Below are 19,489 nucleotides of genomic sequence, written 5' to 3'. Positions count from 1 at the left end.
ACACCGGGCGCCCTCACCGTCGTACGGGACCGGGGTCCTGGCTCTCCGCGGCGCGTTCGTCGAACTGGCGGCGGGCGGCCCGGATGGTGTCGATGTTGGCCTGCGACCAGTCGGTGATGTGCTGGATCAGGGCCCCCACCTCCCTTCCCAGGACGGTGAGTCGGTACTCCACGCGGGGCGGCACCGTCGGGTACACCTCGCGGGCCAGCAGGCCCTCGCGTTCCAGGGAGCGCAGGGTCGCGGTCAGCACCTTCTGGGTCACGCCGTCGAGGCGGCGGCGCAGTTCGGTGAAGCGCATCGGGCGGCCGTCCTCCAGGGCCACCAGCACCAGCATGGTCCACTTGCTCGCGATCACCTCCAGCACGGCGCGGGTCGGGCAGTCGCGCAGGAAGACGTCCACGCCGCCGTGTTCTCTGAGGTCGAAGCCGGTATCCATGAGGAACCTCGATATCAGACAAGTGCCGTCTTCCGCGCGGGGATTGCGGCGGCCGAGGATGAGCGCATGAACCGTATGCATGCCATCGTCCAGTCCGCGTTCGGCGGCCCCGAGGTGCTCACCTACGCCGAGACCGACGTGCCCGAGCCCGGGCCCGGGGAGGTGCTGGTGCGGGTCGGGGGTGCCGGGGTGAACCCCGGGGACACGGTGCTGCGGTCCGGGCGGGTGCCGGAGCTGGTGAGCCTGCCGTGGACGCCGGGGAACGACGTCGCCGGGGTCGTGGCGGGCGTCGGCCCCGGGGTGAGCCGGTTCGCGGTGGGGGACGAGGTGTACGGGCTGCTGCCGCTCTCGCCGCGCGGGGCGTACGCCGAGTACACCGCCGTACCGGCCGCCGTGCTGGCGCCGAAGCCCAAGAACCTGGAGCTGGCGCAGGCGGCCGCCGTGCCGCTGGTCTCCGTGACCGCCTGGACGGCCCTGTCCGTGCTGGCCGGTGTGCGGCCCGGCGACCGGGTGCTGATCCATGCGGCGGCGGGCGGGGTCGGGCACGTCGCGGTGCAGCTGGCCAAGGAACTGGGCGCGTACGTCATCGGCACGGCGCGGGAGGCCAAGCACGCGTGGCTGCGGGAGCTCGGCGCCGACGAGGTGATCGACTACACGGCCGTGGACTTCCGGGACGCGGTCGCGCCGGTGGAGGTGGTGCTGGACCTGGTCGGGGGTGCGTACGGGGCGCGGTCGCTGGAGGTGCTGCGGCCGGGCGGGCTGCTCGTGGGGGCGGCGATCGACCCGGGGGTCGACGAACAGCGGGCGGCCGAGCGCGGGTTGCGTTATGTGTGGGTGACGGCCGACCCCTCGGGCGAGCTGCTGTCGGAGATCACCGAGCGGATCGAGGCGGGGCGGCTGCGGGTGACGGTCGAGCGGAGCTACCCGCTGGCGGAGGCCGCGGCGGCACACCGGGCGATCGAGGAGAAGCGGACGACCGGGAAGCTCGTGCTGGTGCCGTGAGCAGGGATGAGAGCGCCCGGGTCCACACCGGACGCCCGGGGCGGGGGTGTGCCGGCGGTCAGTTGCGCACCGGCATGATGCCGTGGAGCTTGGGGGCGTCGAGCTTGCTGACGCCGGTGTAGCGGAGGCTCGTGACGAAGAACATGGGTGCGGCGAAGATCGCGAGGGCGATCGCGATGATGCTGATGGGGAACAGGACCGGTAGCGACTGGCCCTCGGGCAGCGTCTTGCCGCCTTCGTGGACGGCGTAACCGAAGGCCATGACGAGGACGAGCACGGACAGTGCGGCAAGGGTCCGCAGGATGCCGGTGGTCCGGCGGGTGGCGGCCTCGTCGCGGACCTCGGCCCGGACGGCCGCGTCGCACGCGGAGCAGGTCAGTTCCACGGTGTGCTTGCCCGATGCCGGCCGGCGGACCCGGTACGGGGTGTCCTGCCAGGTGATCCTGCGGGTCCTGGTCATCACGCCGGTCGTGTGGTCGCTGAGGATGTGGCGCACCGCGATCTGCACGGTGCCCGGTATCGGTCTGTTCATGCCCCAGCCGTACCCGGTGAACAGGGCCCTGTCACCGACAGGGCCCTGCAACAAGTTACGCAACTACGGGATTTTACCCGTGAGTTACAGCTTCTCGATCACGTAGTCGATGCACTTCGTCAGCGCCTCGACGTCCGCCGGGTCGATCGCCGGGAACATCGCGACGCGCAGCTGGTTGCGGCCGAGCTTGCGGTAGGGCTCGGTGTCGACGATGCCGTTGGCGCGCAGAACCTTGGCGATCGCGGCCGCGTCGATGTCGTCGGAGAAGTCGATCGTGCCGATGACCTGCGAGCGCTTGGCGGCGTCGGCGACGAACGGGGTCGCGTGCTTGCTCTCCTCCGCCCAGCTGTACAGGCGCGTGGAGGAGTCCTTCGTGCGGGCCGTCGACCATGCCAGGCCGCCCTGGCCGTTGATCCACTCCAGCTGCTGGTTCAGCAGGAACAGGGTGGCGAGGGCCGGGGTGTTGTACGTCTGGTTCTTGCGGGAGTTGTCGATCGCCGTGGGCAGCGAGAAGAACTCGGGCACATGGCGGCCGGACGCGTGGATGCGCTCGGCGCGCTCGATCGCGGCCGGGGAGAAGACGCCGATCCACAGGCCGCCGTCGGAGGCGAAGGACTTCTGCGGGGCGAAGTAGTAGACGTCGGTCTCGGCGATGTCGACCGGGAGGCCGCCGGCGCCGGAGGTGGCGTCCACGAGGACGAGCGCGCCCTCGTCGGCACCGGCCACGCGCTGGATCGGGGCGGCGACACCGGTGGAGGTCTCGTTGTGCGTGAACGCGTACACGTCGACGCCCGCCTCGGCCTGCGGCTCCGGGTGCGTGCCCGGGTCGGAGGCGATGACGGTCGGCTCGGCCAGCCAGGGAGCGAGCTTGGCCGCCTTGGCGAACTTCGAGCTGAACTCGCCGAAGTTCAGGTGCTGCGACTTGTTCTCGATCAGACCGTGGGTCGCGACGTCCCAGAACGCGGTGGAGCCGCCGTTGCCGAGGATCACCTCGTAGCCCTCGGGGAGGGAGAACAGCTCGGAGATCCCCTCGCGCACCTTGCCGACCAGGTTCTTGACCGGAGCCTGGCGGTGGGAGGTGCCGAGCAGGGAGGTACCGGTCGCGGCGAGGGCGTCCAGCGCCTCGACACGCACCTTGGAGGGGCCCGCGCCGAAACGTCCGTCGGCGGGCTTGATGTCAGCGGGAATCTGGATCTCAGCCACGAGCCGGAGCGTATCGCCTCGGAGAAACCGCACGGAAACGTGTCCGTTCGATGAGACGACGGCACCGGCTCGTGGAACGGTGCGTATCGACGAAGGGTTACGGGGTCAGCCGGACCGGCAGCTCGAACAGGTCGTTCTGCGTCACCACCGGCTTGTTGCGCAGCTCCGTCGCCGGGACCGCCAGGTCGAGGGCCGGGAAGCGGGCGTACAGGGCCGGCAGGGCCACGCCCGCCTCCAGCCGGGACAGCGCCGCTCCCGGGCAGACGTGCGGGCCGTGGCCGAAGCTGATGTGGCGGTTGGGGGAGGTGCGGGTGATGTCGAACTCGCCCGCCGTGGGGCCGTGGGCCTGCTCGTCGCGGCCGATCGCGGCGTACGACACGATCAGCGCGTCGCCCGCCGGGAGGACCTTGTCGCCGACCTGGACGTCCTCCGTCGCGAAGCGGATCAGGACGTGGGAGGTGGGAGTGGAGTGGCGAAGCGTTTCCTCGACCACCGAGGACCAGTCGACCTCACCCGCCAGGACCAGGGCGCGCTGGACCGGGTGGAGTGAGAGCTGGACCACCGCGTTGACGATGAGGGAGATCGTCGTCTCGTGGCCCGCCGCGACCATCAGCTGGAGCGTGGAGACGATCTCCTCGTCGGTGAGGTGGTCGCCGTTCTCGGAGGCCTGGATGAGGGCCGAGGTGAGGTCGTCGCCGGGCTCGGCGCGCTTGGCGGCCACCGTCTCCGCCATGATGCCCGCCAGCTCCATCAGCGTGGCGACGACCTCCTCCGGCGGCGTCTGCGTCGAGAAGAACTTCTCGAACAGCTCCTTCAGACGGGGCAGCTTCTCCTCGGCCAGGCCCATGAGGTCGGCGATGACGTACATGGGGAGGGGGTAGGCGAAGGCCGCCTTGAGGTCGACGGTGTCGCCCTCCAGGCCGTCGAGCAGCTTCTCGGTCAGCGCCGTGATCCGCTCCCGCATCTCCTCCACCCGGCGCGGCGTCAGCGCCTGCGCGACCAGCGTGCGCATCCGGCGGTGGTCGGCGCCGTCGACGGTCAGCATGGAGCGGCCCGGGTTGGCCAGGCCGATCAGCGGCCAGTCCGCGGGGATCTCCCCGCGCTGCCAGGCGCCCCACACGTTGATGTCCTTCACCAGCCGCGGGTCGGTCAGCAGCGCCTTCGCCTCGGCGTGGTGCGTGACCGCCCAGACGGGCACCCCGCCGGGCAGCTCCACGGCGGCCAGCGGACCGGCCTCCCGCAGCCGCGCGCTCTCGCCGTCCAGGTCGGTGACGAACGGGTCGAGGGCTATGCGCGTCTGTTCCAGGTCAGTGGTCATAGGGGTCTCCAAAGAGAAAGAGGACGTAGGTGTCAGAGCGCGGGCACCGGCGTGCGGCGGACCGGCGTGGGGCTCAGCGGGCCGGCACCGGCGTGAAGCGGACCGGCAGTGCGGTCAGCCCCCGCAGCCACGGTGAGGGGCGGCGCGTCAGGGAGTCGGCGGGGACCGCGAGGTCGATGTCGGGCAGGCGGTCCAGGACGACCTCGATGCCGGTCCGCGCGATGACCTCGGCGACCTCCTGCGCGGGGAACGGGCACCGGTGCTCGCCGTGTCCGAAGGAGAAGTGGGCGCTGTTGCCGCCGGTGAGCGTGGAGCCGTCGGTGCGCACCTGCGGATCGGAGTTGGCGCCCTGGAGGCCGAGCAGCAGCAGGTCGCCGGCGCGGACCCGGCGCCCGCCGAGCTGGGTGTCGCGGGACGCCCAGCGACCGGCCACGTTCTGGGTCGGCGTGTCCTCCCACAGGACCTCGTTCATGGCGTCGGCGACACTGTTGCGGCCGCCGAACAGGGAGGCCGCGAACCGTTCGTCGGTCAGCATCAGCCGCAGCGAGTTGCCGATCCAGTCGGCGGTCGGCTGGTGTCCCGCCGCCATCATCACCATCAGGTCCTGGGCGATCTCCTCGTCCGTGAACCCGCCGCGGTGGGCGAGCATCCGGGAGACCACGTCGTCGGCCGGTTCGGCGCGCCGGTCGGCGAGGAGCTGGAACATGGAGCCGGCGAGGTGCGTCTGGCCCGCGAGGGCCCGCTCCCGCCCGTCGATCATGTCGTTGAGGGCGGTGACCAGGCCCGGACCCTGCTCGTCGGAGAAGCCGTACAGCCGGGCCAGGACCCGTACCGGCAGCAGCATCGCGTAGTTGCCGACGATGTCCGTCTCGCCCTCGGCGCACACCGCGTCGATCAGCTCGTCGGCGAACGTCTCGGCGTAGGCCCGCAGTTCGGACGGGCTCACCGCCTCCAGCGCCTCGCTGATCATCGCCGCCCGCTCGCGGTGCCGTTCGCCGACCGTGTAGAGGATCGACGGCTGCTTGCGGCCGATCATCGGCAGCAGCGGCCAGTCGTCGGGGATGCGGTCCCACTGGTTCCACAGCTCGGAGTCCCGGCTGAACAGCACCGGATCGCCGGTGACCTGGTGCAGCTCGCGGTAGCCGAGCACCAGCCACGCCGGGATGTCGCCGTCGAGCACGACCGGGGTGACGGCACCGTGGTCGCGCCGCATCTCCCGGTACAGCCGCGCCGGTTCGGTCTGGAACCTGGGGCCGCTGAGGGGTACGGGGGCGGTCACCGCGTCAACTCCTGTTCGGGTACGGGGGAGTGGGGAGTGTGGGGGTGGCCGGCGTACGTGTCCCGGACGTGCTCGACCAGGGTGATCAGGACCTGCTTGCCCGAGGCCCGGGAGCGGGCGTCGCAGTCGAGCAGCGGGACCTGCGGATCGAGGTCGAGGGCGTCGCGGATCCGGCCCGGGGCGTAGGCCGGGCCGCCGAAGTCGTTGCAGGCCACGACGAACGGCGTGCCGTGGTGTTCGAGCCGGTCGATGGCGTACCAACTGTCGTCGATACGGCGGGTGTCGACGAGTACGACCGCGCCGAGCGTCCCGGAGAACAGCCGGTCCCACAGGAACCAGAACCGTTCCTGGCCGGGCGCGCCGAACAGGTACAGCACATTGCGGGCGTCGAGCGTGATGCGGCCGAAGTCGAAGGCGACGGTGGTCGCCGACTTGCCCCGGACCTCGCTGATGTCGTCGATGTGCTCGCCGGTCCGGGTCATCGTCTCCTCGGTGTTGAGGGGACGTATCTCGCTGACCGAGCGGACGAGGGTGGTCTTGCCGACGCCGAAACCGCCGACGACGACGATCTTGAGGCCGTTGTCGGCGGTGGCACCCAGCGGGGTGCGGGCGGCTGCCTCCACGGCTGCCTCAGAGGTTGCGGAGTCCAACGAGCACCTGTTCCAGGACGTCGGGGTCGGGGACAGCGGCCTTGCGGGGGTGGCGGGCGCTGACGCGGCCCGACGTGAGCAGGTCGCCGAGCAGGATCTTGGTGATGCTCACCGGCAGCTTCAGCTCGGCCGCCAACTCGACGACAGCCGTCGGCAGTTGGGTCAGCTTCAGGATCGCCGCGTGCTCCGACTGCATGCCGGGGGTCGGATCGCACTCGGCGACCACGAGCGTCACCAGGTCGAAGGGGCTGTCCGGAGTGGCGTGCGCGCGGCCACCGGTGAGGGTGTACAGACGGTCGGGTGAGTCGTCCCTGCCGGGGCGGCTCATGACGTCCGGGGCTGCGCGGTCAGATGGGCGCCGAGCTGCTCGACGAGCTCGCTCATGTTGTGCCCGACGAGACCGGCGTCGGCGTCCTCGGTGGTGACGACGGCCAGATGAGCGCCCTCGCCGGCCTCCACGATGAACAGGACACCGCCGTAGAACTCGGTCATCGCCGACCGTACGCCGCCGGTGCCGTCCCCGAACTCCACGGACGCGCCCTGCGACAGGGCCTGGATGCCGGCGGCGATCGCGGCGAGCTGGTCGGCCTGGTCGACGGTGAGCTCCGGCGTGCGGCACAACTTCAGCCCGTCCCGAGAGAGGACGAGCGCGTGCCGCGCGCCCGGGGTGCGCTCCAGCAGGCCCTCGATGAGCCAGGTGAGCTTCTCGTCGGCGGTGGTCGTGCCGGTCATGACGTGGGGTCGCCTTCCGGGGTGGGGTGGGTGTGGGCCGGGGTGGCCGGTTCGGGGGTCTCCGCGGGCGCCGGAGTGGCGGGGTCGCTCTGGTCGGTGAGGGTGCCGCGTACGGCTTGCCGGAAGCTGCTGAAGCGGATGGCTCGGGCGGGGGTGTCGTCGGCGGGACCGGTGGAACGGGTGGGCCTGGTGTGGCCGGCGGATTCGGTGGGCCTGGCGTGGCCGGTGGGTGCGCCGGCGCCGAGTGCGCCAGGGGCACCGGTGGCACCGGAGGCGTTGGTGGAACCGCCGGTTCCGATGGTGCCGGTGGTCCTCGCGGTCCCGGCGGTCCTGGCCGTTTCGGCGGCACGCGCGCGTACCCGCTCCCGCTGCTCCCGCTCGGCCGCGGCGAGGGCGCGGCCCCGGCGGCGCTTGGGAAGGCCGTCGGGAAGCCCTTCGGGGCGGCCTTCCGGCCGTCCTTCCGGCCAGCCTTCGGACCGGCCCGTGGGCAGGTCGTCGGGAAGGGTGGCGGCGCTGTGGTCGGGGGACTCGTGGGTGGGAACGGGGTCGGGGGCCGGGGTGGACGGCGCGTCCGGGGCCGGGTCCGCCTCCGTGCCCGGGGCCGGCCCGGCCGGCGTGGTGTCGGCCCGTACGGCCGTACCCGCCCCCGCACCTTCGGCCGCCGCACTCTCCACCTGCGGAAGCGTCCGCGCCCCGTGCGGGCGCGGGGCCGGCTGCTCCGGTACGAGGATGTCCTGGGGTACGAGCATCAGGACGCCGGTGCCGCCGCGGGCCGAGGGGCGGAAGGAGACCGTGAGGCCGTACTTGCGGGACAGGCGGCCCACGACCGCGAGGCCGAGACGGGTGCCGGTGAGGCCGCCGAGTTCGGCGTCGTCGCCCGACACCGCCCGTTCGGCGCGCCGGAGTTGGGTCTCGCCCATGACGAGGCCGCTGTCCTCGACGGAGACGATGACCCCGGCCGGGACCTCCTCGACGTACACGTGGACCTCGGCGGTCGGCGGGGAGAAGTTCGCCGCGTTGTCGAGGAGTTCGGCGAGCGCGTGCATCACGCCTTCGGCGGCGTGCCCGGCGACGGCGGCCTCGCAGGCGGAGTGCACCCGCACCCGCCGGTAGCCGCTGATGCGGCCCATCGCGCCGCGCAGGATCGACTCCATGGCGATGGGGCGGGCCCAACGGCGGCCGGAGCGGGCGCCGGTGAGGACGGCGACGGAGTCGGCGAGGCGGCCCGCCTGGGCGGTGCGGTGGTCGAGGTGGAGGAGGTCGGCGAGGACGTCCTCGTCGTCGTGCCGTTCCTCCATGGCGCGCAGGTCGGCGAGCATGCCGGTGGCCAGGGCCTGCATGCGGCCGGCCGCGTTGGCGGTGGCCGACAGGGCGGTGGACCGCTCCTGCTCGGCGCGGCGGGCGCGCTCGGTGAGGCGGGCGTTCGCGGCGGTGAGGCGGGCCCGCTGCTCCTCCAACTCGGCGGTGAGCCGGGCGCGTTCCCGGGTGAGTTCGGTGGCGTGCCGGGCCCGCTCGTGGGTCAGCTCCTCGGTCAGCTGCACGCGCTCCTGGTCGAACTCCGCGCTCTGCCGGGCCCGGTCCTGGAGCAGCCGCCCGGCGTCGAGGGTGACGGCTTCGAGGCGGCGGCGGGTGATCCGGGCGTTCTGCGTGGCGTGGGCGGCCACGGCGACGGCCGCGGTCAGCAGCAGCGCGCCCGCACCGGCACCGAGGGCGAGCGGGATGCGTACCGACTCCGGCGCCCGGGCCACCGCGCCGGTGACCGCGAGCGCGGCGAGCACGGCGGTGAGCAGCGGGGCGGTCAGGAGGGCGCGGGCGGTGGGGCGTTCGCCGGGCAGGTTTGGGGCGGTCATGAGTCGGGTCCTCGGTAGGGGGCCGCTGTGCATTCCTGGGCGAGAAGCGACGCCTGTCGCTCAATAAGCGGTCACTATATGGGAGTTGGTGATCAAACTGGGTAGGTTCTGGAGGCGTTCACAGATTCCGGCGGCGCGCGGTGGGTTCGTCGCCGTCGGTGTTTCGTCACTGTCAGTGGTCGGATGCATGCTGGAGCCATGACGGATCTCGAGTCGGCGCTGCGGGCGGCCGTCCGGGGTGAGGTCGGGTTCGACGTCACGTCCCGGGCGCTGATGACCATGGACGCGTCCAACTACCGGCGGGTCCCGCTGGGGGTGGTGGCGCCGAGAGACGCCGACGACGTGGCGGCGGTCCTCGCGGTGTGCCGGGAGCGCGGCGTGCCCGTGGTGCCGCGCGGCGGCGGGACGTCGATCGCCGGTCAGGCCACCGGCACCGGTGTCGTGCTGGACTTCACCCGCCACATGAACCGCCTGGTCGCCCTCGACCCGGAGTCCCGTACGGCCGTCGTCCAGCCCGGATTGGTCCTGGACCGCCTTCAGGACGCCGCCGCCCCGTACGGCCTGCGTTTCGGCCCCGACCCCTCCACCCACAGCCGCTGCACGCTCGGCGGCATGATCGGCAACAACTCCTGCGGCTCGCACTCGGTGGCCTGGGGGACGACCGCCGACAGCGTCCGCGCACTCGACGTGATCACCGCGCGTGGCCGGCGGCTGCGGCTCGGGCAGGACTGGGCCGGCGCCCCGGACGGCCTGCGCGACCTGGTGGCGGGCGACCTCGCCCGGCTGCGCACCGGCTTCCCGGAGCTGCCCCGCCGCATCTCCGGGTACGCGCTGGACGCGCTGCTGCCGGAGAAGGGCGCCGACGTCGCCCGCGCCTTCTGCGGCAGCGAGGGCACCCTCGGCGTGCTGACCGAGGCGGTCGTACGGCTGGTGGCGGCGCCCCGCGCGCGTGCGCTGGCCGTGCTGGGGTACGCGGACGAGGGCGCGGCCGCCGAGGCCGCCGCCGGGCTGCTGCTCCACCACCCCCTGACCGTGGAGGGCATGGCGGCCGACCTGGTGCCCTCGGCGGCCGCCCTCCCGCGCGGCGGGGCCTGGCTGTTCGTGGAGACCGGCGGCGACACCGAGGCCGAGGCACGCGCGCGTGCGGAGACGGTCGTGCGGGCCGCGGACGTCGTGGACGCGCTGGTGGTGACCGACCCGGCCGGACAGCGGGCCCTGTGGCGCATCAGGGAGGACGCCTCCGGGACCGCGACCCGGATGCCGGACGGCTCCGAGGCCTGGCCCGGCTGGGAGGACTGCGCGGTGCCGCCGCCCCGACTGGGCGCGTACCTACGGGACTTCAGGCGCCTCCTCACCGACCACGGGCTGCGCGGGACGCCGTACGGCCACTTCGGTGACGGCTGCATCCACGTCCGCATCGACTTCGACCTGCTCACCGACAAGGGCGTCGCCCGCTTCCGCCGGTTCTCCGAGGAACTCGCCGACCTGGTCGTGGCGCACGGCGGTTCGCTGTCCGGGGAGCACGGCGACGGGCAGGCGCGGGCGGAGCTGCTGCCGCGGATGTACGGCGCGGAGCTGGTGTCCCTCTTCGAGCGCGCCAAGGGCGTCTGGGACCCGGACGACCTCCTCAACCCCGGCATGCTGGTCCGCCCGGCCCCGCTGGACACCAACCTCCGCTTCTCGGCCCTCCCCCGCGAACCGGTCGACGTGGCCTTCGGCTACCCCGGCGACGGCGGCGACTTCTCGGCCGCGGTCCGCCGCTGCGTGGGCGTCGCGAAGTGCCGTACGACGTCGGTGGCCGGGTCTGCCGTGATGTGCCCGTCGTTCCGGGCGACCGGCGAGGAGGCGCACTCCACGCGCGGGCGCGCCCGGCTGCTGCACGAGATGCTCGCGGGCGAGGTGGTGACCGACGGCTGGCGCTCGGAGGAGGTGCGGGAGGCGCTTGACCTGTGCCTGTCCTGCAAGGGCTGCCGCTCGGACTGCCCGGTCGGGGTGGACATGGCCACGTACAAGGCGGAGTTCCTGCACCACCACTACGCCGGGCGCCGCAGGCCGGCCGCCCACTACGTGATGGGCCGGCTGCCGGTGTGGCTGCGGGCGGTGGCACGTACGCGCACGGCGGCGGTGGTCAACGCGCTGGCCGCGGTGGGGCCGTTGGCGTGGGCGGCGAAACGGCTGGGCGGGATCGCGCCCGAGCGGCGGCTTCCGCGGGTGGCGGGGGAGACGTTCACGCGGTGGTGGGGGAGGCGGCCGACTCCGGCAGGTACCGGCCCGAAGGTGGTGCTGTGGCCGGACACCTTCACCGAGCACCTGTCGCCCGAGGTGGGCCGCGCGGCGGTCCGGGTCCTGGAAGCGGCGGGCCTCTCGCTGGTCCTCCCGCCCACCCTTCACACCTCCTCACCCACCTTCGCCCCGCTCACGGCCCGCCGCGGCCGGGTCTGCTGCGGGCTGACGTACGTCTCGACGGGCCAGCTCGACCGCGCCCGTACGGTCATGCGCCGCACCCTCGACCTGATGGCACCGGTGCTGGCGACGGACCTCCCGGTCGTCGTCCTGGAACCGAGCTGCGCGGCGGCCCTGCGCACGGACCTGCCGGAACTCCTCCGCGACGACCCGCGCGCGGCCGCGCTGTCATCCCGCGTCCTCACCTTCGCGGAGGCGCTGCAACGCCTGGCCCCCGACTGGACCCCACCGCGCGTGAACCGCCCGGCGGCCGGCCAGACCCACTGCCACCAGCACGCGGTCCTGGGCGACATGGCCGACCGCCGCCTGCGCGAAGCGGCGGGCCTGGACGGGGAGTTGACCGGCGGCTGCTGCGGCCTGGCGGGCAACTTCGGCTTCGAGGCAGGGCACTTCGAGGTGTCACGGGCCTGCGCGGAGGAGCAGCTGCTGCCGGCCGTGCGCGAGGCGACCGCCGGGACGGTGATCCTGGCGGACGGCTACTCCTGCCGGACACAGTTGGAACAGCTGGCGGGGGTGCGGGGGAGGCATCTGGCGGAGGTGCTGGCGGAGGGGCTGGAGGCGTGACCGGACGTCCGGTGGGAAGGGCGGGAGGCGTGATCGTTGGGGTGGGGGGAGGGCGGCCGGACAGTTCGTAGAGTGACGGGATCCGGGTAGCCGGGGTAGCCGCAGCCGATCCACAGGAGCACTGTCCATGTCCCTCCGTCTCCGTCCCATCTCCCGCCCCGACCACCTCGCCTTCATCGCCGCCCGTCCCTCCGCCAGCCACACCCAGATCCCCGCCTGGGGCGAGGTGAAGCCGGACTGGCGGGCGGAGAGTCTCGGGTGGTTCGACGAGGGGGAGCGGCTGGTGGGGGTGGGGCTGGTGCTGTACCGGCCGGTGCCGAAGCTGAAGAAGTACCTCGCGTATCTGCCCGAGGGGCCGCTCATCGACTGGTACGACGCCGAGCTCGCCGAGCGCTGGCTGGAGCCGATGCTCGTCCATCTCAGGCAGCAGGGCGCGTTCTCGGTGAAGATGGGGCCGCCCGTCGTCGTGCGCCGCTGGAGCGCCGACGCCGTGAAGGCAGCGATCGCCGACCCGGCCGCCCGGCGGCTGCGGGACGCCGAGGCGACGTCGTACGAACCCCGTGCCTTCGACGTCGCCGACCGGCTGCGGCGGGCGGGCTGGCAGCAGACGGAGCCGGGCGGCGAGGACGGCTTCGCCGCCGGACAGCCCCGTTACGTGTTCCAAGTCCCGTTCGCCGGGCGGTCGTTGGACGAGATCCACCGCGGCCTCAACCAGCAGTGGCGGCGCAACATCAAGAAGGCCGAGAAGGCGGGAGTCGAGGTCGTGCGGGGCGGCCCCGAGGATCTCCCGGCGTTCTACGCCCTCTACACCGAGACCGCCGAACGCGACCGCTTCATCCCGCGCCCGCTCGCCTACTTCCAGCGCATGTGGACCGTCCTCAACGCCGAACACCCCGACCGCATGCGCCTGTACCTCGCCCGCCACGACGGCGACGTCCTCGCCGCGGCCACGATGCTCACGGTCGGCGAGCACGTCTGGTACTCGTACGGCGCCTCCACCGCCCACAAGCGCGAGGTCCAGCCGAACAACGCGATGCAGTGGCGGATGATGGCCGACGCCCACGAGCTGGGCGCCGCCGTCTACGACCTGCGCGGCATCACCGACACCCTGGAGGACTCCAACCACCTCCTCGGCCTGCTCCGCTTCAAGGTCGGCACGGGCGGTCAGGCCATCGAGTACCTGGGGGAGTGGGACTTCCCGATCAACCGGCTGCTGCACAAGGCGCTGGACCTGTACATGGCGCGGCGGTAGAGAGGCTCGCTCCGGACAGCGGCAAAAGGGGTTCACGTTCCTGACGTAGTCCATTACTCTGGACTGGACAGTACATCGAGATGAACGTCCCGCGTGCCGAACCCCTGGAAGGCCCCGTGAGCACCCCCAGCACCGCCGCCGACTCGCTTTCGGCACCCCTGGTTGCCGAGACCTCCACCGCCCAGCCGTCGGCGGGCACCCCGCGCCGACGCTCCCTCGGCTCCATCGGCCTGGTGCTGTCCGCGGGCATCTCCGTGCAGTTCGGCGGGGCCCTCGCGGCGAGCCTGATGCCGCGCGCCGGGGCGCTCGGCGTGGTGACGCTGCGGCTGGTGGCGGCGGCGCTCGTGCTGCTGGTGGTGTGCCGGCCGCGGGTACGCGGACACGGCCGCGCCGACTGGGCCACGGTGATCGTCTTCGGCCTCACGATGGCCGGGATGAACGGCCTCTTCTACCAGTCGATCGCCCGCATCCCGCTCGGTCCGGCGGTCGCCCTGGAGGTCCTCGGCCCCCTCGCCCTGTCGGTCCTCGCCTCCCGCCGCGCGATCAACCTCGTCTGGGCCGGCCTGGCCCTCGCCGGTGTCGTGCTGCTCAGCGGCGGCGGCTTCGGCAGCCTCGACGTCGTGGGCGTCCTCTTCGCCCTGGGCGCGGGCGCCATGTGGGCGGCGTACATCGTCTTCAGCGCCCGCACCGGCCGCCGCTTCCCGCAGGCGGACGGGCTCGCCCTCGCCATGGCGGTCGCGGCGGTGGTGTTCCTGCCGCTCGGCATCGTCGAGTCCGGCACCAGGCTCCTCGACCCCACGACCATCGCCCTGGGCTCGGCGGTGGCCGTCCTCTCCTCGGTCCTGCCCTACACCCTGGAACTCATCGCCCTGCGCCGCCTGCCCGCCTCCACCTTCGCCATCCTCATGAGCCTGGAACCGGCCATCGCCGCGACGGCCGGCTTCCTGGTCCTGAGCCAGGCCCTGTCCGCGACGGAGGCCGCCGCGATCGCCCTGGTCATCGCGGCCAGCATGGGCGTGGTGCTGACGCAGACGGGGCGGGGGAAGGCGGAGGTGCCCGAGGGGCACTGAACCCAGGTCACCCCGCTCAGCCTGGGGGGTACAGCAGCCCGGTCAGCCCGGTCAGCCCGGTCGGCCCGAGGGGAACAGCACCCCGCTCAGCCCGACGCCGCCGCATCCCCCGGCAGCTCCGGTGCGCGCACCATCCGCAGGAACGCCTTCACCCCCGCGATGATCTCCTGGTTGTCGGTGAGGCGGTTCACCGTGGACTCGAACTCCCGGCCCAGCGCGGCGATCCTGCGGTCCGCCTCCTCGGCCCGTTCGTACGCGCTCATCGCCAGCGCGTCCACGGTCCGGCGCAGCTCGGCGAGGGCCCGGTACTGTTCCTCCGCCTTCTCCTCCAGCACCCGCGTCCCGGTCTCGGCGCGGTCGAGGCGGGCGTTCAGCTCGACCACGTCGTCCCGGGGATACGTGACGTCCTTGAGCAGCGTCCCGAGCCGCCGCCGGAGCTGGCCGAACCAGGCGCCGGCCGGGCGGAAGAACGTACTCAGCAGGAAGAACGCGGCGAACCAGTAGCCCGTCAACGCGCCCGTCGCCCAGGTGACCGCGACGACGACCGCCGCCGTCACCACATGCCCCGCGACCGCCGTCCGCAGCATCGCGCGGGCGATCCGCCGGGCCTCGGCGTCCCGGGACGAGGAGATCTTGAGGCCCTTCTCCCGGCTCACCGCGATCTCCGCGAGCACGGCGTGCGCCCGGAAGTAGAGGTTCCACGGCACGGTCAGCAGAAGCAGCAGCCACAGCAGGCTCAGCACCCCCGCCCCGGCCCCGAACACCACATCCGCCGGCGCCCCCGCCAGATACGCCACGATCAGCGCCACCCCGGCCGCGACCACGGCCCCGACCCCCGCCAGAAACCTGCCCATGCCCCACCTTCCAGGTCGGATGCCCACCCTCCTCGCCCATCGTTCCCGCGCCGCCCGGCGACGGCATGAGTAGCCGTACTCACTCGGCGGGACCGAACTCGACGGGACCGAACTCGACGGGACGGGGCTCGGCGGGACGGGGCTCGGCGGGACGGAAAAAAGAATGCAAGCGCGCTTGCTTGTTTATGAGCCGGCTGCCATCCTCGCTGCCATGGCAGACCCCACGCCCGTCATCGACGACCTGTGCGCGGAGAGCGAGGAACTCGACCAGCTCGTGGCCGGGTTGAGCAAGGAGCAGTGGTCGTTGCCGACCCCCGCCCCCGGCTGGACCGTCGCCCACCAGATCGCCCACCTCGCCTGGACGGACCACTCCTCCCTGCTCGCCGTGACCGATCAGGCGGCCTTCTCCCGTGAGGTCGAGAAGGCGCTGGCCGCACCCGGGGACTTCGTGGACAACGGTGCCGAGGAGGGGGCGGCGAAGCCTCCGGAGCGGCTGCTCGCCTACTGGCGGGCGGGGCGCGAGGACCTGGCCGACGCCCTGCGTGCCGCTCCGCCCGGCGCCCGTTTCCCCTGGTACGGCCCGCCCATGTCCACCGCCTCCATGGCCACCGCCCGCCTCATGGAGACCTGGGCGCACGCCGGGGACGTGGCGGACGCGCTGGGCGTGACCCGCACCCCCACCGACCGGCTCCGGCACATCGCCCGACTCGGCGTCCGCACCCGCGACTTCGCCTTCGGCGTGCACGGACTGACCCCGCCGTTCGAGGAGTTCCGGGTCGAACTCGTCGCTCCGTCCGGTGCGTTGTGGATCCACGGTCCCGAGAACGCCACCGACCGCGTCACCGGCCCCGCCCTCGACTTCTGCCTCCTGGTCACCCAGCGCGCCCATCGCACCGATCTCGCCCTGACCGCCGTGGGCGAGTACGCCGACCGGTGGCTGGACATCGCCCAGGCCTTCGCGGGCCCGCCGGGCGACGGGCGCGCACCCAAAGGGGCCGGAGAATGACCCTGCGCATCGGCAACGCCTCCGGCTTCTACGGCGACCGCTTCGACGCCCTCCGCGAGATGCTCACCGGCGGTGAACTCGACGTCCTCACCGGCGACTACCTCGCCGAGCTGACCATGCTCATCCTCGGTCGCGACCGGCTGAAGGACCCCGGCGCCGGGTACGCCCGCACGTTCCTGCGGCAGTTGGAGGAGTGCCTCGGCCTCGCGCAGGAGCGGGGCGTACGGATCGTCGCCAACGCCGGTGGCCTGAACCCGGCCGGACTCGCCGACCGAGTAAGGGAGTTGGCCGACCGTCTCGGTATCGCCGTCCGCGTCGCCCACGTCGAGGGCGACAACCTGACCTCCGCCCACCCCGGCAGCCTCGCCGCCCACGCCTACCTCGGCGGCTTCGGCATCGCGGAGTGCCTGCGCGCGGGCGCCGACGTGGTCGTCACCGGGCGGGTGACGGACGCCGCCCTGGTCACCGGGCCCGCCGCGGCCCACTTCGGCTGGGGGCCGGCGGACTTCGACCGGCTCGCGGGCGCGGTCGTCGCCGGGCACGTCCTGGAGTGCGGCACCCAGACGACGGGCGGCAACTACGCCTTCTTCGCCGACGGCTCCCACGACCTCCGCCGCCCCGGCTTCCCCCTCGCCGAACTCCACGAGGACGGCGCCGCCGTCATCACCAAACACCCCGGCACCGGCGGCTTCGTCGACGTCGGCACGGTCACCGCCCAGCTGTTGTACGAGACCCAGGGCGCCCGGTACGCCGGCCCCGACGTCACCGCCCGCCTCGACACCGTCCGCCTCACCCAGGACGGCCCCGACCGCGTCCGCGTCTCCGGCGTCCGCGGCGAGGCCCCGCCGCCCACCCTCAAGGTCGGCCTGAACAAGCTCGGCGGCTTCCGCAACGAGGTCGTCTTCGTCCTCACCGGCCTCGACATCGAGGCGAAGGCGGCGCTGGTGCGGGCGCAGATGGAACCGGTCGTCGGCAAAGTCGCCTCCGCCCGCTGGGAGTTGGCCCGCACCGATCGCGTGGACGCCGACACCGAGGAGACTGCCAGCGCCCTGCTGCGGCTCGTCGTACGGGACCCCGACCAGGACGCGGTCGGGCGGGCCCTGAGCGGCGCCGCGGTCGAACTCGCCCTCGCCAGCTACCCCGGCTTCCATGTGCTCGCGCCACCTGGAAAAGGCGCGCCTTATGGGGTCTTCGAGGATGTGTACGTCCCCCATGGCGCCGTCGACCATGTGGCCGTCCTCCATGACGGCCGCCGCATCCCTGTGGCGCCGGCCCGCGACACCCTCGTACTCGAAGATCCCGCCGAACCCGAGCCGCCCGCCCCCCTTCCGCAGGGCCCCACCCGACGCGCCCCGCTCGGCCTCGTCGCCGGGGCCCGCAGCGGGGACAAGGGCGGCAACGCCAACGTGGGCGTGTGGGTCCGGACCGACGAGGCCTGGCGCTGGCTCGCGCACACCCTCACCGTCGACCGCTTCCGTGAACTCCTGCCGGAGACAGCGGACTTGAAGGTCATCCGGCACCAACTCCCCAATCTGCGGGCCCTCAACTTCGTCGTCGAGGGCATCCTCGGCGCCGGTGTCGCCGCCCAGCACCGCTTCGATCCGCAGGCCAAGGCGCTCGGCGAATGGCTGCGCTCCCGCCACCTGGACATCCCGGAGGCCCTCCTGTGACCGTCCTGTCGTCCGCGCTGGACGTGAAAGGCGCCGACTACCTCGCCCACCGCGAGACCATGCTCGCCAAGCTGGACGAGCTGACCGCCGAGCACGCCAAGGCGCTGGCCGGGGGCGGTCCGAAATATGTGGAGCGCCACCGCACGCGCGGAAAGTTGCTGGCCCGCGAGCGCATCGAACTGCTCCTCGACCCGGACACGCCCTTCCTGGAACTGTCCCCGCTGGCCGCGTGGGGCAGCGAGTACCCGGTCGGTGCCTCGCTCGTCACCGGTATCGGGGTGGTCGAGGGCGTGGAGTGCCTGATCACCGCCAACGACCCGACCGTGCGCGGCGGTGCGAGCAACCCGTGGAGCCTGAAGAAGGCGCTCCGGGCGAACGACATCGCCCTCGCCAACCGGCTGCCCTGCATCAGCCTGGTGGAGTCCGGTGGCGCCGACCTGCCGTCCCAGAAGGAGATCTTCATCCCGGGGGGCGCCATCTTCCGGGATCTGACGCGGCTCTCCGCCGCCGGCATCCCCACGGTCGCGGTCGTCTTCGGCAACTCCACGGCGGGCGGGGCCTACATCCCCGGCATGTCCGACCACGTGATCATGGTCAAGGAGCGCGCCAAGGTGTTCCTCGGCGGTCCGCCCCTCGTCAAGATGGCCACCGGCGAGGAGAGCGACGACGAGTCGCTGGGCGGCGCGGAGATGCACGCGCGCGTGTCGGGCCTCGCCGACTACTTCGCCGTCGACGAGCAGGACGCCCTGCGGCAGGCGCGCCGCGTGGTCGCCCGCCTCAACCACCGCAAGGCGTACGCCGATCCGCCCCTCGCCGAGCCGCCCAAGTACGCGGCCGACGAACTCCTCGGCATCGTCCCGGGCGACCTCAAGACCCCCTTCGACCCGCGCGAGGTCATCGCCCGGATCGTCGACGCCTCCGACTTCGACGAGTTCAAACCGCTGTACGGCACGAGCCTGACGACCGGCTGGGCGGCCCTGCACGGCTACCCGGTCGGCATCCTGGCCAACGCCCAGGGGGTGCTCTTCTCCGAGGAGTCGCAGAAGGCCGCCCAGTTCATCCAGCTCGCCAACCAGCGCGACATCCCCCTCCTCTTCCTCCACAACACCACCGGCTACATGGTCGGCAAGGAGTACGAGCAGGGCGGCATCATCAAGCACGGCGCGATGATGATCAACGCGGTGAGCAACAGCAGGGTGCCCCACCTCTCGGTCCTCATGGGTGCCTCCTACGGCGCCGGCCACTACGGCATGTGCGGCCGCGCCTACGACCCCCGCTTCCTCTTCGCCTGGCCCAGCGCCAAGTCCGCCGTGATGGGACCGCAGCAGCTGGCGGGCGTCCTCTCCATCGTCGCCCGGCAGTCGGCGGCGGCGAAGGGGCAGCCGTACGACGACGAGGCCGACGCGGCCCTGCGGGCCATGGTGGAGCAGCAGATCGAGTCCGAGTCGCTGCCGATGTTCCTCTCCGGCCGCCTCTACGACGACGGCGTCATCGACCCGCGCGACACCCGCACGGTCCTCGGCCTGTGCCTGTCGGCCATCCACACGGCGCCGTACGAGGGTGCGCGCGGCGGCTTCGGCGTCTTCCGGATGTGAGGGATGTGAGGGA

The 19,489-nt window shown here is 72.7% G+C and carries 17 protein-coding genes; 7 read left to right on the top strand and 10 right to left on the bottom strand.

Going from position 1 to position 19,489, the window contains the following annotated elements:
- Positions 1 to 13: 13 nt before the first annotated feature.
- A complete protein-coding gene (locus EJC51_RS22565; RefSeq protein ID WP_126272762.1) occupies positions 14 to 436 on the bottom strand; it encodes a winged helix-turn-helix transcriptional regulator in 423 nt (140 codons plus the stop codon).
- 66 nt (positions 437 to 502) lie between these two features.
- Between EJC51_RS22565 and EJC51_RS22560 the strand changes: the two genes are divergently transcribed.
- Complete coding sequence (locus EJC51_RS22560; protein WP_126272761.1) at positions 503 to 1,438, top strand: NADP-dependent oxidoreductase; 936 nt, start codon at positions 503 to 505, stop codon at positions 1,436 to 1,438.
- Positions 1,439 to 1,496: 58 nt separating this feature from the next.
- Here EJC51_RS22560 and EJC51_RS22555 read toward each other — a convergent pair whose 3' ends face one another.
- From EJC51_RS22555 to EJC51_RS22520, 8 genes are all read right to left on the bottom strand, one after another.
- On the bottom strand, positions 1,497 to 1,970 hold the full coding sequence (locus EJC51_RS22555) for a hypothetical protein (protein WP_126272760.1): 474 nt from the start codon (positions 1,968 to 1,970) through the stop codon (positions 1,497 to 1,499).
- A gap of 84 nt (positions 1,971 to 2,054) precedes the next feature.
- Positions 2,055 to 3,173: a phosphoserine transaminase gene (gene serC / locus EJC51_RS22550; protein WP_126272759.1), complete on the bottom strand. Its 1,119-nt coding sequence runs from the start codon at positions 3,171 to 3,173 to the stop codon at positions 2,055 to 2,057.
- 97 nt (positions 3,174 to 3,270) lie between these two features.
- Complete coding sequence (locus EJC51_RS22545) at positions 3,271 to 4,491, bottom strand: cytochrome P450 family protein (protein ID WP_126272758.1); 1,221 nt, start codon at positions 4,489 to 4,491, stop codon at positions 3,271 to 3,273.
- 73 nt (positions 4,492 to 4,564) lie between these two features.
- Complete coding sequence (locus tag EJC51_RS22540; protein WP_126272757.1) at positions 4,565 to 5,770, bottom strand: cytochrome P450; 1,206 nt, start codon at positions 5,768 to 5,770, stop codon at positions 4,565 to 4,567.
- Positions 5,767 to 6,420 carry a GTP-binding protein gene (locus tag EJC51_RS22535; protein WP_208870732.1) on the bottom strand — a complete coding sequence of 218 codons (654 nt, stop codon included), beginning with the start codon at positions 6,418 to 6,420 and terminating at the stop codon, positions 5,767 to 5,769. Before EJC51_RS22535 ends, EJC51_RS22540 begins: the two co-directional genes overlap by 4 nt.
- A complete protein-coding gene (locus tag EJC51_RS22530; RefSeq protein ID WP_126272756.1) occupies positions 6,401 to 6,748 on the bottom strand; it encodes a DUF742 domain-containing protein in 348 nt (115 codons plus the stop codon). The genes EJC51_RS22535 and EJC51_RS22530 overlap by 20 nt, the downstream gene beginning before the upstream one ends.
- Entirely contained in the window at positions 6,745 to 7,152 is a 408-nt protein-coding gene (locus EJC51_RS22525) for a roadblock/LC7 domain-containing protein (protein ID WP_079306837.1), read from the bottom strand. Before EJC51_RS22525 ends, EJC51_RS22530 begins: the two co-directional genes overlap by 4 nt.
- Positions 7,149 to 9,002, bottom strand: coding sequence for a sensor histidine kinase (locus tag EJC51_RS22520; RefSeq protein ID WP_126272755.1), 1,854 nt, complete (start codon positions 9,000 to 9,002; stop codon positions 7,149 to 7,151). Before EJC51_RS22520 ends, EJC51_RS22525 begins: the two co-directional genes overlap by 4 nt.
- 198 nt (positions 9,003 to 9,200) lie before the next feature.
- Between EJC51_RS22520 and EJC51_RS22515 the strand changes: the two genes are divergently transcribed.
- The 3 genes from EJC51_RS22515 to EJC51_RS22505 all read left to right on the top strand — a co-directional run bounded on the left by EJC51_RS22515 (position 9,201) and on the right by EJC51_RS22505 (position 14,351).
- Entirely contained in the window at positions 9,201 to 12,029 is a 2,829-nt protein-coding gene (locus tag EJC51_RS22515; protein WP_126272754.1) for an FAD-binding and (Fe-S)-binding domain-containing protein, read from the top strand.
- Between the two features lie 127 nt (positions 12,030 to 12,156).
- Positions 12,157 to 13,281: a lipid II:glycine glycyltransferase FemX gene (locus tag EJC51_RS22510; RefSeq protein WP_126272753.1), complete on the top strand. Its 1,125-nt coding sequence runs from the start codon at positions 12,157 to 12,159 to the stop codon at positions 13,279 to 13,281.
- 116 nt (positions 13,282 to 13,397) lie between these two features.
- Positions 13,398 to 14,351 carry an EamA family transporter gene (locus tag EJC51_RS22505; protein WP_244362791.1) on the top strand — a complete coding sequence of 318 codons (954 nt, stop codon included), beginning with the start codon at positions 13,398 to 13,400 and terminating at the stop codon, positions 14,349 to 14,351.
- 86 nt (positions 14,352 to 14,437) lie between these two features.
- On the opposite strand, the gene EJC51_RS22500 is transcribed toward EJC51_RS22505, so the two are convergent.
- A complete protein-coding gene (locus tag EJC51_RS22500) occupies positions 14,438 to 15,205 on the bottom strand; it encodes a hypothetical protein (RefSeq protein WP_126272751.1) in 768 nt (255 codons plus the stop codon).
- A 211-nt stretch (positions 15,206 to 15,416) separates the two neighbouring features.
- Here EJC51_RS22500 and EJC51_RS22495 point away from each other — a divergent pair, with 211 nt between their 5' ends.
- From EJC51_RS22495 to EJC51_RS22485, 3 genes are read left to right on the top strand one after another with little or no spacing between them, the layout of a single operon-like run.
- The gene (locus tag EJC51_RS22495; RefSeq protein ID WP_126272750.1) at positions 15,417 to 16,211 is read left to right on the top strand and encodes a TIGR03084 family metal-binding protein; all 795 of its coding nucleotides are present in this window, start codon (positions 15,417 to 15,419) and stop codon (positions 16,209 to 16,211) included.
- Positions 16,208 to 17,881 (top strand): acyclic terpene utilization AtuA family protein, encoded by a 1,674-nt coding sequence (locus tag EJC51_RS22490; protein WP_126272749.1) that lies wholly within the window; start codon positions 16,208 to 16,210, stop codon positions 17,879 to 17,881. Before EJC51_RS22495 ends, EJC51_RS22490 begins: the two co-directional genes overlap by 4 nt.
- Positions 17,878 to 19,476: an acyl-CoA carboxylase subunit beta gene (locus tag EJC51_RS22485; RefSeq protein WP_126272748.1), complete on the top strand. Its 1,599-nt coding sequence runs from the start codon at positions 17,878 to 17,880 to the stop codon at positions 19,474 to 19,476. Before EJC51_RS22490 ends, EJC51_RS22485 begins: the two co-directional genes overlap by 4 nt.
- Positions 19,477 to 19,489: the final 13 nt, after the last annotated feature.

It is taken from the genome of Streptomyces aquilus, assembly GCF_003955715.1.
Lineage (GTDB): Bacteria > Actinomycetota > Actinomycetes > Streptomycetales > Streptomycetaceae > Streptomyces > Streptomyces aquilus.
Note: the sequence above shows the minus strand (reverse complement) of the source record. Positions and strands in the feature narration are given on the sequence as shown.

Bases quoted from the DNA above. Each gene is read 5' to 3' on its own strand.
- EJC51_RS22565 (WP_126272762.1), bottom strand. From the start codon at position 436: ATGGATACCGGCTTCGACCTCAGAGAACACGGCGGCGTGGACGTCTTC.
- EJC51_RS22560 (WP_126272761.1), top strand. From the start codon at position 503: ATGAACCGTATGCATGCCATCGTCCAGTCCGCGTTCGGCGGCCCCGAG.
- EJC51_RS22555 (WP_126272760.1), bottom strand. From the start codon at position 1,970: ATGAACAGACCGATACCGGGCACCGTGCAGATCGCGGTGCGCCACATC.
- EJC51_RS22545 (WP_126272758.1), bottom strand. From the start codon at position 4,491: ATGACCACTGACCTGGAACAGACGCGCATAGCCCTCGACCCGTTCGTC.
- EJC51_RS22530 (WP_126272756.1), bottom strand. From the start codon at position 6,748: ATGAGCCGCCCCGGCAGGGACGACTCACCCGACCGTCTGTACACCCTC.
- EJC51_RS22525 (WP_079306837.1), bottom strand. From the start codon at position 7,152: ATGACCGGCACGACCACCGCCGACGAGAAGCTCACCTGGCTCATCGAG.
- EJC51_RS22520 (WP_126272755.1), bottom strand. From the start codon at position 9,002: ATGACCGCCCCAAACCTGCCCGGCGAACGCCCCACCGCCCGCGCCCTC.
- EJC51_RS22515 (WP_126272754.1), top strand. From the start codon at position 9,201: ATGACGGATCTCGAGTCGGCGCTGCGGGCGGCCGTCCGGGGTGAGGTC.
- EJC51_RS22510 (WP_126272753.1), top strand. From the start codon at position 12,157: ATGTCCCTCCGTCTCCGTCCCATCTCCCGCCCCGACCACCTCGCCTTC.
- EJC51_RS22500 (WP_126272751.1), bottom strand. From the start codon at position 15,205: ATGGGCAGGTTTCTGGCGGGGGTCGGGGCCGTGGTCGCGGCCGGGGTG.
- EJC51_RS22495 (WP_126272750.1), top strand. From the start codon at position 15,417: ATGGCAGACCCCACGCCCGTCATCGACGACCTGTGCGCGGAGAGCGAG.
- EJC51_RS22490 (WP_126272749.1), top strand. From the start codon at position 16,208: ATGACCCTGCGCATCGGCAACGCCTCCGGCTTCTACGGCGACCGCTTC.